General features: G+C 42.0%; 15 protein-coding genes. 14 read left to right on the top strand and 1 reads right to left on the bottom strand.

The genetic code is table 11. From position 1 onward, the window contains the following. Nucleotides 1-889: 889 nt before the first annotated feature. The 5 genes from QZ327_RS07980 to QZ327_RS07960 all read left to right on the top strand — a co-directional run bounded on the left by QZ327_RS07980 (nt 890) and on the right by QZ327_RS07960 (nt 3,479). Nucleotides 890-1,060 carry a ribonuclease P gene (locus QZ327_RS07980; protein ID WP_294618547.1) on the top strand — a complete coding sequence of 57 codons (171 nt, stop codon included), beginning with the start codon at nt 890-892 and terminating at the stop codon, nt 1,058-1,060. Between the two features lie 13 nt (nt 1,061-1,073). Continuing rightward, on the top strand, nt 1,074-1,403 hold the full coding sequence (locus QZ327_RS07975; RefSeq protein ID WP_120470878.1) for a molybdenum ABC transporter ATP-binding protein: 330 nt from the start codon (nt 1,074-1,076) through the stop codon (nt 1,401-1,403). An 8-nt stretch (nt 1,404-1,411) separates the two neighbouring features. Continuing rightward, on the top strand, nt 1,412-1,672 hold the full coding sequence (locus tag QZ327_RS07970; RefSeq protein WP_120470880.1) for a hypothetical protein: 261 nt from the start codon (nt 1,412-1,414) through the stop codon (nt 1,670-1,672). A gap of 725 nt (nt 1,673-2,397) precedes the next feature. Next, on the top strand, nt 2,398-2,775 hold the full coding sequence (locus QZ327_RS07965) for a single-stranded DNA-binding protein (RefSeq protein WP_120470884.1): 378 nt from the start codon (nt 2,398-2,400) through the stop codon (nt 2,773-2,775). A gap of 386 nt (nt 2,776-3,161) precedes the next feature. Then, nucleotides 3,162-3,479, top strand: coding sequence for an LPD11 domain-containing protein (locus QZ327_RS07960; protein WP_120470890.1), 318 nt, complete (start codon nt 3,162-3,164; stop codon nt 3,477-3,479). 332 nt (nt 3,480-3,811) lie between these two features. On the opposite strand, the gene QZ327_RS07955 is transcribed toward QZ327_RS07960, so the two are convergent. Next, on the bottom strand, nt 3,812-4,450 hold the full coding sequence (locus QZ327_RS07955) for a recombinase family protein (protein ID WP_294618544.1): 639 nt from the start codon (nt 4,448-4,450) through the stop codon (nt 3,812-3,814). 236 nt (nt 4,451-4,686) lie between these two features. Here QZ327_RS07955 and QZ327_RS07950 point away from each other — a divergent pair, with 236 nt between their 5' ends. The 9 genes from QZ327_RS07950 to QZ327_RS07910 all read left to right on the top strand — a co-directional run bounded on the left by QZ327_RS07950 (nt 4,687) and on the right by QZ327_RS07910 (nt 13,294). Beyond that, a complete protein-coding gene (locus tag QZ327_RS07950; RefSeq protein WP_294618543.1) occupies nt 4,687-5,736 on the top strand; it encodes a hypothetical protein in 1,050 nt (349 codons plus the stop codon). Nucleotides 5,737-5,757: 21 nt separating this feature from the next. Further along, nucleotides 5,758-6,204, top strand: a complete 447-nt coding sequence (locus QZ327_RS07945) for a hypothetical protein (protein ID WP_294618546.1) — start codon at nt 5,758-5,760, stop codon at nt 6,202-6,204. A gap of 10 nt (nt 6,205-6,214) precedes the next feature. After that, nucleotides 6,215-6,610 (top strand): hypothetical protein, encoded by a 396-nt coding sequence (locus QZ327_RS07940; RefSeq protein ID WP_294618542.1) that lies wholly within the window; start codon nt 6,215-6,217, stop codon nt 6,608-6,610. Continuing rightward, nucleotides 6,607-7,161 carry a hypothetical protein gene (locus QZ327_RS07935; RefSeq protein WP_120471078.1) on the top strand — a complete coding sequence of 185 codons (555 nt, stop codon included), beginning with the start codon at nt 6,607-6,609 and terminating at the stop codon, nt 7,159-7,161. Before QZ327_RS07940 ends, QZ327_RS07935 begins: the two co-directional genes overlap by 4 nt. A 26-nt stretch (nt 7,162-7,187) precedes the next feature. Further along, nucleotides 7,188-8,033, top strand: a complete 846-nt coding sequence (locus QZ327_RS07930; protein WP_294618541.1) for a MarR family transcriptional regulator — start codon at nt 7,188-7,190, stop codon at nt 8,031-8,033. A gap of 219 nt (nt 8,034-8,252) precedes the next feature. Further along, nucleotides 8,253-9,710, top strand: a complete 1,458-nt coding sequence (gene mobV / locus QZ327_RS07925) for a MobV family relaxase (RefSeq protein WP_294618540.1) — start codon at nt 8,253-8,255, stop codon at nt 9,708-9,710. Nucleotides 9,711-9,762: 52 nt separating this feature from the next. Continuing rightward, entirely contained in the window at nt 9,763-11,169 is a 1,407-nt protein-coding gene (locus QZ327_RS07920) for a hypothetical protein (protein ID WP_294618539.1), read from the top strand. 615 nt (nt 11,170-11,784) lie between these two features. Beyond that, on the top strand, nt 11,785-12,366 hold the full coding sequence (locus tag QZ327_RS07915; RefSeq protein ID WP_120470505.1) for a hypothetical protein: 582 nt from the start codon (nt 11,785-11,787) through the stop codon (nt 12,364-12,366). Nucleotides 12,367-12,811: 445 nt separating this feature from the next. Next, nucleotides 12,812-13,294 (top strand): hypothetical protein, encoded by a 483-nt coding sequence (locus tag QZ327_RS07910; RefSeq protein ID WP_294618538.1) that lies wholly within the window; start codon nt 12,812-12,814, stop codon nt 13,292-13,294. The last annotated feature ends 110 nt before the right edge of the window (nt 13,295-13,404 follow it).

Here is a 13,404-nt window from a genome sequence, read left to right as displayed (position 1 = left end):
TAGAATTAGGAAGTTTAGCTCCTTTAATATTATATACAATAATCAAAACTGTCATAAAAATATCACCGCAATGCACTTATAATCAGTATATTATAAAATGATTGATTTTTATTAAGAAACAAAACAGAAACAAAATTGTACGTTTATGTATTTTCCTGTTTTTGGATTTGCACTTTGTTCTTTTCTTTTCATTTACTTGTCTTGGGGAGTGCATTTCCTATTATTTTTCCACGACTAATGTTCTCAGGTTTGAGAATCTGAATTGTTGCAGCCAAAAAAGAAAGTACAAATTCTCATTTTTCAAGTTGAACTCACTCTTTCACAAAGATACAAATTTTCACACAGGTATCCAAATATACCTGCCAATATTTAGTTTAATTTAATTTAGCATATATATGAGCTAACAAACTAAACTAAACTGGATTTTCATGTTATCTTTACCATTTTACCATTCACTTTAAAACGCACAATCAAACAGAAGCCTATTTTACCGTATCTTTTATCTTTTCGCTGTTATCCTTTTTATATACTGATTAGCTCCAACATCCTTGCATCCTTACTTTCGGGCTGCCCGATATGAATTGTGTCGCAAAGGTATCTGTCATGTCTTTCTTGTATGCAAGGTCTGTTGCCTGACGGTTCACGACAAAATCTCCACCTCCGGCTTACAGAGGTTGTATTTAGCAGTGAAACCCTGCATAAAGAGCCATGACACCTTTTGAAGCGACATAATTAAATCAAGCCCGGAAGTAGCTGACAAGCTACAAGAGGGAAAAACTAAAAAAATTACATTATGGCTAATTGTGCAACAAACATTTTCCACGCTACGACAGCGAACAAACAAGACCTCGTTAAAATGGAGGCATTTCTGAAAGATCATGTTAACGGTATTGCCAATCAGTACGGTGAGATTATCGGTTTATCCTGTACGCTGCTCATTCCCTATAAAGGTTATACGGAGGGAATAATTGTCGGCGATTTTGGCAACAAAATCGTTGTACGTCTCACCAATGGCAAAGAGATTATTGAATACCGTGACGAAGTAATTATCTACGATTAAAAACATAGAAATCATGAAACAGACAGCAACGAAATTCGTCCAATGGGACGTACCTGAATTAGCAAAACTGAAAGATAGCAAGGTTTACAAATTGAGAGAACGTCTTAATAATGGTGACAAGTTAAGCCGGGAAGAAAAGAACTGGCTCACCCAAAGCGTGAAAAAATGTGGCTATTTCAACAAAGGCATTGCTCTGATGGGTTACCATTTTGACTTTTCCGATGTCCTAAAACGGTATTTCGTAAAACAGTATGGACAGATTAACGAGTATTACGCCATTGACAAAACCGCACTCCGTTCCGTCTTGTCTGGTCAAATTGAAGATATAATTGAGGTAAAATAAAAAAGAATATGAACGTAACAATAGAATACAGTTTTTGCCCCTATTGTGACGAGGTGACAGACCTCTATTTCCGAATCATCAACACAATTCTTTTTTCAAGCAATGAAACGGAATTGCGTGAAAACATGAAGTTGTTGGAGAAAAAAGTACCGTTTGACAAGTATTTTACATACGGTTATGGCGCACACCACCTATGGATCTGCCAAAGACGTCCCAGCGATAAGAACAAAATATTCAAACACCGTATTATGATGGTTGAATTTCAATAACAGACAAATGTCGCTACCGCGAAATAGCATAATAATCGGCTGGTTGGAATGGTACCGTCCATTTCAGCCTTGCCTCGTTTTCCTTTTATAGCTTTCTCTCTTTTAGCTGCGCCATTCCTTTTATAAAGCAGCCATTCGTACAAAGCAACCCGTTGACAGCTTTGTGTACAAAATGCCAACTTTTCGTCATTCCTTCTGTCTTTTCTCTTGTTACCCTTTTTTCGATGTGGATACAGCTATCTCATGATGCTGGGGTCGCTTACGTCCCTATTCATTCTTGACCAGCACGCTCCTATGTGGCAATCTCTTTTTGGGTCGGACGATGTTTCATTTATTGCAGTCTCGACTCAAGACAAGATATGCTGTTTGGGTTTGCCATTCTTCTTTACTGACTTTCAGACGGATATGCTACTATACTTGTGTAGACATTCAGGTTGGATCTTTCCTTTATCTTCCCGATTACTTGCTTTCAACTTTTCATAATCGCTTTTCATCGAAGTAATCATCATTTTTTCGATGCAAAGATAGTATGCAGCCGGGAGTGACTTCTGCAAGTCTTGACCAATGGTATCGCTGTACAATCTTCCTTTATCAAGCCCCAGATTTTGCCTACAGTCAAAAATAAAGCGTATTATATCAGCTATCCCTTGGTGCATCCCTTAAACAGCATCTACTTTTTGTGGCAACGTAAAAATTGATTTAATAACTTCTAAAAGCAATTCAACATGAAAAAGATTGAAAACACTTTCACAGTAACCGGATTTGTAGGTAAAGACGCTGAAATTCGCCAGTTCACCACCGCCAGTGTAGCACGTTTCCCCTTGGCTGTAAGTCGACAGGAAAAGAACGGAGAAAAAACCGACCGCACTTCTGCCTTTATGAACATCGAGGCTTGGCGCAAGAACGAAAACATCGGGGCATTCGACCAATTGACCAAGGGTACAATGCTCACCATCGAGGGCTATTTCAAACCCGAAGAATGGATTAAAAACGGTACAAAGTTCAACCGCATCGTGATGGTAGCCGTCAAGTTCTATCCACCCATCGAAAAGGAGGAAACTCCTAAAAAAGTGACAAAATCAACAAAGAAACGTAAGAAATAGTTCTCGTCTTATCATAACAAAGCGGCCTTTCGGTCGCTTTTGTTTTATTCATGGTCGAACCATTGCCACCATTATATCAGTTATCGGCAACTTCCATCTATATACGAAATTTCGCTTCTGTCTTTTCCATTCACATACATTTACTTTCCTTGTGCCCCATTCCGCGAACCATGTTATTTTTTCTGCAAAGGTCGATTGACGATTATCGCTTCCTGTCAAGGACCACTTTTGTTGGCTGTCGAAAAATCTTCCTCTATGACACATCATAGAGCGTATTTTCCGCACTCTCCTTGCCCGAACCGTTCATCAATTCTGTAAGCAGAAAAATAACCAACCTTCGGTACTGGAAGTATCGGAGGGAAAATAATAAACTTAATTAAATGAATATGAAAGCAACAAGTCAATCAACAGGAGAAATGGCAATAGGCGAAGTTATGCAGCGGGATTTAGAATTTAGATATCTATTATTAGGGCGTTTGCAAGCAGACTGCCAATACTACCTTGGCTATGGGAACAGAAATACCAAACGTTTGTGGGCAGGTAATGAAACGAAACAAATTGAATTGATGATAAAACTCTACAATAGCTTCAAAGAGGATGAAAAGCCGACGTGGATTACAATGGATGAAATTATGGAGTATAGTCAAGAAATGACTACAAAAATGAAAATAGAAACAACAACATCCTGCTTCATTGTCGTATAAATAAACCGTGCAAAAAACGATAGTGAAGGCTAAAATAGAGATTTTGACGTATTTAGGACATAGGAATACAGGACACACAGAGATATCCTGTATTCCTATATCTGGAAAAACGTTTAACCTTTTTTATCAATGCAACTGCACAATTTACTTATCATCTTTGAAACTACTCTTGCTGAATCCGCCAAACACACCTTTCAATAACTTACCCACAACCCAACATACCAGTAGTACAATTATAACATCTTCCATTATTCTTACATTTATACTGTTAATAATTCAATTAAAAACACGAAAAATAGCCGATAAAACAAATTCAAAAATTAGTAATTCCGTCAAACATCACTTTCTTCCGCCTCGTCTTCTTTCGGTTTGGCACGTGGTCCACTACTCCGGCCCCGATCAAGTTTCACATTGTATTTATTCAAAATACGCCAAATCGAGCTTTTACTATTGAAGCCACTGGCAGCATGGATGTCATCAAAAGAATGTCCGTTAATATACATATCCACAATTACTTTATCCCGCTGTGCTTTGGTCAAGACCTGTGGTGTCGTAGGAGCTTTGATGTTCTTTCGCAGTTTTTCTATATGAGCGGAATACTTTCGCAAGGCAGCAATCTCTTCCGGAAATGCTCCTATTAGCCACAGCACATCAGTAATGGTTGTATTTGGGAACAATTCCCCTTGAGTATCTATTTTGTCATGGATAGAGATAATGCGTACAATCTTTATCCGGCATAGTTCAATGAATACAGCCAACTCTCTCAAACCGCGCACAGCATTGCTGAACTTGGTCACTACAATTTCATCACCCCGTTGCAAATTTGACATAAGCTGTTTCCACATCGGTCGCAATGTTTCGTGTTCGAATGTTTCCTCGATGATTTGTACACAGCCATATTGCTGCATCCATTCCATCTCTCTGTCAAAACTGTCATTATTCTCTCTGAATATATAGCCGACTTTTGCCATTTGAATATACACTATTTGGATAACAAGTGCAAATATAGCACTTTCATTTGGAAGCAAAATCATATCAAGTCAAAAATGTGATAAAAAACTTTTTTTAGTCACATTTCTTTCACTTGTTTTCATTGAAAATCATATTGTTAAATATGATAGTACAAAAGATGCAAAAACCTTAACAGAAGAGGTTATGTATTGAAAATTATATATAGTTTTGTGCCATTAAATATAATAACATAAATATGAAAATCTCAAAATCATATTCTAAAACAACATTACGTATGACCGGAATATATGCCGTTTCATTTGTCATGTTTACATTGGCATCATGCGACAGAGAAAGCGGCAAATCAATGTTAGATGTTCAAAGCGAGACAGCCGGAACATACAGAAAGTACCTGTCCGATATACGATGTTTGGAAAAGCCCTCATTCAAAGTATTGACCGAACACGTCCAGCAGTGGCAAATCATCAAAGATTCCGTTTTTACGCGCCTGAGACGGGACACACTCAACCAATCCCACACCGGACTTCGCGAAGAGTGTTACCGCCTGCACGATTCCATCTGCATTGAGTTCTCACGTTTGGTTCTATCAAGACCACGAACCTATCAGGAACTCTTGTCTTTCAAAGGACAGTTCTCATCCTATAATGATGACAACGAATTGCACCATACCGCCGAAGGTATTCGTCCATTCTTTACATCACTGGATAGTTATCCTCCCCACAAGGGCGACAAAGCTCAGATTCTATCAGCATATCGTGCATTACTTGCCAAAACCATCCAAGATGGCATACACAGTCGCGATGACCTTATGGCATACATCACCAAGGAGGATGTCCTCTTCCGGGCATTCCTCACCCATTTACACAACCTTGGCGGCACACACATAGCAGACATAACACATGATACAGAACTGTGCTGTTCGCAGATATTCCTTGCAGCCAAACGTAAAGAGATTACATACCGAGAAGCCATGCTCTATTTGTCAATGCGCACCAACCGTAGACAAATTCAAAATATGCAAACCTGCATCAATGATGTTCGAAACAAGAAAATCAGTACCCCTTCACAGGCACATGCCTATATTTGGATGCTCATACAGCCTTATACCCTACTTGACGGCTTTTCTATGACACTACTTTCCAGTGAGGAACGGAAACAGCTTGATAGAATGGCGGCACAGACCCCTGAAACATTCAACTCCTTAAGCCTTCTCATGCAATCCGAAAGCAAACGACTCTCCGAACTACCAGGAATGCTTATGGAAATCTTTATACACACCCTATAAACCAACCAAAGAGCAATGAATATGTTACGCCACTTTTTTGACGATTTTATGACGTTTATTCCTCTTCAACTGCCGCAGTTGCTTAATGTAACGACAATGGAATCTCCGCAATTTTATGGCGACTATGCCTTGTTGACCTTTCCGTTGAGCGATCCATACGAGTTGGAGGAAGTGATGGATATGTTCGAGGACGACATGGAACTAATAACGCTTTATCATCATATCCCCACACCTGTAGACAAGTTCGGTCATAGTACCTGTGCTTACTCCAACCCTGCATTCGGACAGATGTTCAAAATGAACTGTAAGACGGATATCGATGGCAAGGTAAACAGCATCCTTGTTACTATTTATGATTCTATGGAGCAGATGTATGGGGATTTATGTCTCGATTTGAGGTTACATTCCAAAAACGGCACGTTTAAGTATAAGAAAAACAAAGACGATATCCTATTGAATTTTATATAAATGCAATACCATGCGTAACACATTATACAGACAAATGGTCTATTGGATTAAAGAATACCGTACATGGATAGAGGTTGTTGATGACAATCTCTACAAAGAGTACGCCTTATCAAAAAATGGGCACATCGACTATGTTGCTGTCCGCACGTTAGTATTGCGGGCTTTCAGGGACAGAGGTGCTTATACCAAGGGAACGACATGGACGGTTCCAGAGCACGAACTGGACAAAGCTCTGGCTATCTATCGTAAGCAAGACCATACATTCAGGCAACGTATCAAGAAAGCGGCGATGTACTTCTCACCGCGGGATGCTGAATCCATTATCCTGTTAGCTACCCATAATGTTGTTCGGTTGGAGCTGGTGATACGCCCCATTTTAGTACGCGAAAAACCTTATTACCTATGATTTGGAATATATTACAATATGTTTTCTGCACAATGCCTTTTGTATTACCACTGGCATTGTACAAAAGCCGTCGTCCTTTTATGACAGCATTCTATGTTGCCATGACTCGTAGTAACAAGGCACGCAAACTGTATGTACAGGTATGTTTGATTCTACTGTTACTCTTCCACTACATTTACACGTGTGGACATTCCGGGCAGTTCAGCATCCTGCTCTCTACCACTGTTTGTGCCGCCATGTTCTCGTTTAGACTGACAGATAACTGTTTGCGAAGACTGCAGAGTAGTCCTCGTGCATTTGTCACAATTGCTTTGGCAGTATTGCCTACCATCTTTTCCTCATACTTGCATACGACGGCAGTAACAGCATCCTATCTTCTTTTGGCTGCTATGTTCTATCCCTCTGTTCGAATAATGGCCAGATGTAAACAAACGGATGTACTTTCCGAGTGGGCGAAACATCCCGAACTATTGTCCGAAATTTATCACGACCATCATCACGCAAAGTTGCCGCATGACGCGGACAGCGGCAACCCTGTTACATCCGCGTAATAGTAATCATTAAAAACAGAATAAAAATGAAAAACAAACAAAAGATAGCTGTCCCCATATTGGCGGATAGAGAAGTTTTCGACTATCTCAAAGAAAAAATTGGTGAACGCAAAACAAAGACCGAAGCCTATTGTGACCTGTTGGACAAAGCCATATCAGGTTTTGTTTCCCCTTTTTTAAGAAAACATGACTATGACCTTCTACCCAATCAATGCCATGTGACCGTTTCCGATCTCGCTTTAGAGTGGCATTGGCACCGGGCTACTGTCCGTTCTTTTTTGGATACAATGGAAACGTTCGGTTTACTTAAACGCATCAGACTTCCCAAAAGTGTTGTCATTACCATAACAGTACATTCCGGATTGTCTATAGACTCTTACAATGCTCATAATCATACCAGCGTTTCTGAACAGTTCCGTGATATGTTGTCCGATTGGGTGATTGGCAAAGCATCTGCTACCGATGTTGGCGCAAGGTACGGACAACTCGTGCGGCAGGTGATAACTGCGTCAGCCGATAATGAAGTTTGGCACTGTCCGGACAATCCTCTTAATACAGAACCGGTATATACAAGTAAGAAGGTTACCGACATTCAAAAAATTGCCTTGAGTTGTATTATTCATGCCGCCCTACAAAAAATTTTACGCAAATCAAGATTCGATAACGAATTGCCCCTTGTTGATTTTTTCTGTCATGACCTTGCTGGTGAATGGGCAGATTTCATTGAGGCATCCAAGGACATTGCAGGGCTTATTCTTGATACCGAAGCGAACACTGCGAACATTGCCACGGATGAAGATACAGAATGCCTAAAATCGCTTCGCAAGCCTTTTTTATCGTTTTTAGCAAAAGCGTGCGAGACGGCGGATTGAATCAGTAATCGGAAACAAATTGTATAACTGCGCACAATCCACCTTCGTCCCATTACAGGTATCCTGCCGTTTATAGAAGGCATCCGGGCTTGCCCGTCTGCCACGAAACAAAGGGAAGGGGGAGCCTAATACCCCGACCGACATTCGTCGGCGGGAGCGGTGTCTATACAAGCAGCAAGCTGGGACACGGAGAATTGTCCGCAACAACACGAAAAGAGTATGGCAGATCAAAAACAGGTGCTTGATGTTCAGGTCTCAAAAGGCATCACAGCAGCGCAAAGTAACGAACATATGCGTCAGCGCAGCGAACGGGCAGAAAAATATGCCATGGACAAGGGCAACTATGACCCTACGCGCAAACATCTGAATTTCGAGATTACGCCTGGCGGCAATGTACGTTCTATCGACACGAGCCGCAATATTCCCGAACGAATGGCAGATATATTGAGCCGTCGCGGAATCAAAGACCCTAACGAGGGGCTGGCAGAACCGAAATACCGCACGGTGGTGAACATCATTTTCGGCGGTTCCAGAAGACGAATGTGCGAACTTGCTTTCGGCACGCAGGAAGTGGATTTCAAAAAAGATGCGGACAATACCCACATCAAACGGAAAAGCGAAATAGAACGATGGGCAAAGGACGTTTATTCATTTGTGAGCGGCAGATATGGTGAACAGAACATCGCCGCTTTCATTGTACATTTGGATGAAGTGAATCCGCATATTCACTGTACGCTTCTGCCAATCAAAGATGGCCGTTTTGCGTACAAGGAGATATTCGCCGGAAAGGACAAGTTTGAATATAGTGCGAGGATGAAACAACTTCATACAGACTTTTTCGCCGAAGTCAATACCAAGTGGGGAATGTCGAGAGGAAGCAGCGTATCCGAAACAGGCGCACGTCACAGGTCTACTGAGGAGTATCGCCGAATGCTGTCCGAAGAGTGTACAACCATTGAGGAAAATATCGACCGGCACCGGAAAGCACTCTCGGAGCTTCAGTCAGACATCCGTTTGGCAGAACGCCGGATTAAGGGGCTTACTACAATGGTCGATAACCTTGAAAAGTCGAAAGCTGAAAAAGAGGCTCTGCTGTCGGCAGCAGAGCATGACCTGAAAGCGAATAGCGGTAATGCGGCAGAACTGACAACACAGATTCAAATGTTGGAAAAAGAACTGGGCGATATCAATAAGCAATTGGCAGACAAACAACAGAAACTGCAGGTCGCTGACCAACAACTTGCCGACCTCAAGGAAAACATGGATGCCATTGAGGGGCGCACCGAAGAACTCAAAGAGGAAGCCTATAAGTATTCGCGTGATGTTCACTCCAAAGTGGACACATTGCTCAAGGACGTATTGCTGGAAAGTGTGGTCGGTGAATACCGGAATGTTTCGGCACAGATGGACGTGTCGGAACGGCAGCTATTCGACGGTTCGCTCGTGCAGTCTATCGCGGAACAGGGCGCAGATGTGATGCACTGTGCAACAATGCTTTTCCTTGGAATGCTCGATGACGCCACTTCATTTGCCGAAACACGTGGTGGCGGAGGCGGTGGAAGCGACTTGAAGTGGGGACGCGATGATGACGAGGACAATCGTGCATGGGCACTCCGCTGCATGAGGATGGCGAGCCGTATGATGCGTCCGGCTGTTGGCAAAAAGCCCAAACGCTAAGTGGCACACACTTACGATAAAAAAATGTACGACTAATAAAAACTATTGGAATATGACGAAACAACTCATTTTTATTTTCGCTGTGCTCTGCTCGTTGCAGGCACACGCAAGTGTACAATCAGCACAGGGTGATACTGTACGATCCCTATCATTCTATAATGTCACGGAGGAGCTTCAACCGATACAGCCTGTTTATCTCGACGGAGTGACACTTCCGGCATCCCAGACTGGCAACTGGTTTGTCAGCATAACTGGAGGCGCGATGGCTTTTCTCGGCACACCGATTGGTTGTGAAGACTTGTTCGGACGCTTGAAACCTTCGTACAGCCTTGCCGTCGGTAAGTGGTTCACACCATCGGTCGGTGCGCGTATCAGCTACAGTGGCTTACAGTTCAAGGATGGTACTCTGTCCACTCAGGACTACCATCATATCCATGCGGATCTGCTATGGAATATACTCGGCCGCAGGTATGCCCGGCAAGAGCAGGTGCGTTGGCTTTTTGCGCCATTTGCCGGAGTCGGACTCCTGCATAATGTCACCAACAAGCACAATCCTTTGGCTGTTTCCTACGGGCTACAAGGACAATACAATATTTCCAAACGAGTAAGTGCCATACTGGAACTATCCGGTACAACCACCTTTCAGGATTTCGATGGCTACGGACACCCAAACCGTCTTGGAGACCATATGCTATTGCTGACCGCCGGCTTCACGTTCCATCTTGGAAAAGTCGGCTGGAAACGTACAGTGGATGCAACACCTTATGTCCGTCAAAATGAGTGGCTCGTGGATTATGCCAGCTTTCTATCAAAGGAAAACAAGCATTATGCAAATCTAAACGATCAGAATCATCGAACGTTTGTTGAATTGAAAAAGATTCTGGAAATTGAAGGGTTACTTGATAAGTATGGCCATCTTATCAAAGAGGACAATACCAACGGACACAAAGGCTATCCCATGAATAATTATAGCGGACTGAACTCACTCCTGGCAAGATTAAAGAATCGGCATTGGAATGGCAATTCACCACTTGATTCTATAAATATCCAATCAGGCAATAACGGATGTTCTTTCGCAGAATCGGCTACAATCGGTTCGGGAGGAATGATACCTATGCCGGCTGAAAAATGTATCGGATCACCCGTCTATTTCTTCTTTAACTTGAATACTGTACACTTGACGGATGCTTCACAGATACTCAATCTTGATGAACTGGCTCGTGTGGCGAACAAACACGGGCTGTCCGTGCGAGTAATCGGTGCGGCAGATAGTTCAACAGGAACTCCGGTCCTCAATAATTCATTGAGTATGTCGAGAACAGACTATATCGTTTCTGAATTAGGCAAACGCGATATTCCAACCGAACGGATTGTCAAGGTAAGCAGAGGTGGAATAGCCGATCATATACCAGTTGAAGCCAACCGACACACGAAAGTGGAGTTGTTCTTTGCCGAGTAACAATACTCATATTGCTAAAAAGAGTGCTGATAATCAAATCGGCACTCTTTTCATATAGTAGATAACGGATACAGTAACTTGGATTATTACTTATTCTTGCATCGCTATTTACTATCTTTCACCAAAGGATTATCTATAAACATCCAGGACGAAGATACCCATACAGAATATTCCCCTTTGTTTACAAACTGTCCTTCATTCGTCACTTTGGCTTTTCCGTTCTCAAATTGTATATATTCAAGAATTTTACTTCTGTTATAAATGGCTTCGTTTGTCCTTTTTAACTACAGACTGTTTTCAGACCTCATATATTTTCTGTGTCATTTGTCCTTATCACATTCTTCGCAATTCTTGTCGATTAAGATTTTATATGCAAAAGTACAGAGTCCGGCCGAACGTCAAGTACCGCTACGCTAACGGTTCCCGGATGTTCCCAGCAGCCTTCCGCAAATCACAGATTTGGGTATTCCGCTCCATCACGTACACTGTTTACTGGTCTTATCGTCCTTTTTCCTCTGTTAATCAAGCATAAAAATCATTCCCGACGAGAAACCGAAAAAGTTTCAAGAATAGGGAAACAAAACAATGTTTAACAAACCATTAAAAATTACGATTATGCCGAATTGGTGCAGTACGTCTTATGTAATAGAGGGAGACGCGAAAGAAGTAAAAAACCTCTATGAGTTGATGGCAGATTTACAGGAACGCAAAGAGCCGTCCGTTCCAAACGGCTTTGGAACAACATGGCTGGGCTGCCTCGTGAACGCTTTGGGTGGCGACTGGAAAGAAATCCGTTGTCGAGGGGAATGGAGTGACCTTGAAATGGACGACGGCATTTTGAAATTCACTACTGAAACAGCTTGGGGACCGTGTGATGAAACATTCATGCTGGTATGCAGGAAATTTCCGACCCTACGTTATTTTTATCAGTCGGAAGAGCCGGGTATGGCAGAATATTGGACGAATGATACGGAAAGCAAATATTTTACCGACAAATACATTGCCGACTTATGTACACCTGATGACAAGTGGTACAAAGAATATTTCTCTAAAAAGGAAGATATGTTCAAGTGGTTTAAGGAAATCAGTGGTCACAACGTCAAGTCGGTAGAGGAAATCCTTGCTGTTACCGAAAAGTGGGACAGCCAAAACCCAGATGCTTTCTGCAACATCTACGAATTTTCTGTATCGGACTGATTCGGGAAAATACTGAAACTAAAATGACGATATGCAGAGCGCATTCAGCATTGAATCATTATTTCATAAGTCCCTCCAATCTGTATAACAGGTTGGAGGACTTTGCTTTTTGCGTAGCCGCCAATCCTTTTATATAAAAAATCCTTTTATATCCCCGATTCGGGTATCTCCTTATCTCACCATCGGCACTCTTTGCCGGTGGAATTTTATATGCAAAGGTACAGCGTACGGACTGTCGCCAAGTACCGCTGCGCTAACGGTTCCCGGATGTTCCTGGCAGCCTTCCACAAATCATAGATTTGGGTATTCCATTCCATCACGTACACTGTTTACTGGTCTTATCGTCCTTTTTGCTGTCTGTCCTGCATAAAAATCATCCCGTCAAGAAGCCGAGAGTTTCAAGAAAAGGGAAATAAACAATGTTCAACTAATTAATATCAAAATTATGCACAGTAGGATTTTCCAAATTTCAACAATGGAGATAGGGCAAGACAGCTATCTGAATGAAGACACACTTCTTCAAGGAGATTGCAGCCCTTATGATTATTGTTCGGACATAGACGATGAAACACGCAAGGAGGATATTGCCTATCTGGTCAATCATGCTCTACCCAAAGGGATGTTCGAGCTTATATCTGAAGATACCATGCGCTATAATGGTGGTATAGAGCAATGGAAAGAAGAATATGTCGCCAATATCCGAAAGAATGCGGAGGCTATCACAATGGAGAATATGCTGGAGTGGAGTATAACTTATAACCTACAAAAAGCAATCGAAAACCCATTGGATATCGCTTATCATTTCTATTTGGATGAAGATGGATGCCAGTCATTCGCCGAACAGTCCTTTGCGTTTATGGCGTTTGTTTGCAAACTGGAGCCAGGTACGATACTTTACATCGGAGGAGTTATTGATTATCACTTCTGATGTTTTCCAGCAATATTTGGTAGCCACCCGTTGTTGCGACGGGTGGTTTTATTCGTCCCCATATGGGAAGGTGAATTACTTTTATAACCATGTTCTGCCGAACACCTCCA

It is taken from the genome of uncultured Bacteroides sp. (assembly GCF_910578895.1).
Classification (GTDB): domain Bacteria; phylum Bacteroidota; class Bacteroidia; order Bacteroidales; family Bacteroidaceae; genus Bacteroides.
This window is presented reverse-complemented; position numbering and strand designations above follow the sequence as displayed.

Coding starts and splice junctions, on each gene's coding strand:
- QZ327_RS07975 (WP_120470878.1), top strand. CDS start 1,074: ATGAAACAGACAGCAACGAAATTCGTCCAATGGGACGTACCTGAATTA.
- QZ327_RS07970 (WP_120470880.1), top strand. CDS start 1,412: ATGAACGTAACAATAGAATACAGTTTTTGCCCCTATTGTGACGAGGTG.
- QZ327_RS07965 (WP_120470884.1), top strand. CDS start 2,398: ATGAAAAAGATTGAAAACACTTTCACAGTAACCGGATTTGTAGGTAAA.
- QZ327_RS07960 (WP_120470890.1), top strand. CDS start 3,162: ATGAAAGCAACAAGTCAATCAACAGGAGAAATGGCAATAGGCGAAGTT.
- QZ327_RS07955 (WP_294618544.1), bottom strand. CDS start 4,450: ATGGCAAAAGTCGGCTATATATTCAGAGAGAATAATGACAGTTTTGAC.
- QZ327_RS07950 (WP_294618543.1), top strand. CDS start 4,687: ATGAAAATCTCAAAATCATATTCTAAAACAACATTACGTATGACCGGA.
- QZ327_RS07945 (WP_294618546.1), top strand. CDS start 5,758: ATGTTACGCCACTTTTTTGACGATTTTATGACGTTTATTCCTCTTCAA.
- QZ327_RS07940 (WP_294618542.1), top strand. CDS start 6,215: ATGCGTAACACATTATACAGACAAATGGTCTATTGGATTAAAGAATAC.
- QZ327_RS07935 (WP_120471078.1), top strand. CDS start 6,607: ATGATTTGGAATATATTACAATATGTTTTCTGCACAATGCCTTTTGTA.
- QZ327_RS07930 (WP_294618541.1), top strand. CDS start 7,188: ATGAAAAACAAACAAAAGATAGCTGTCCCCATATTGGCGGATAGAGAA.
- mobV (WP_294618540.1), top strand. CDS start 8,253: ATGGCAGATCAAAAACAGGTGCTTGATGTTCAGGTCTCAAAAGGCATC.
- QZ327_RS07920 (WP_294618539.1), top strand. CDS start 9,763: ATGACGAAACAACTCATTTTTATTTTCGCTGTGCTCTGCTCGTTGCAG.
- QZ327_RS07915 (WP_120470505.1), top strand. CDS start 11,785: ATGCCGAATTGGTGCAGTACGTCTTATGTAATAGAGGGAGACGCGAAA.
- QZ327_RS07910 (WP_294618538.1), top strand. CDS start 12,812: ATGCACAGTAGGATTTTCCAAATTTCAACAATGGAGATAGGGCAAGAC.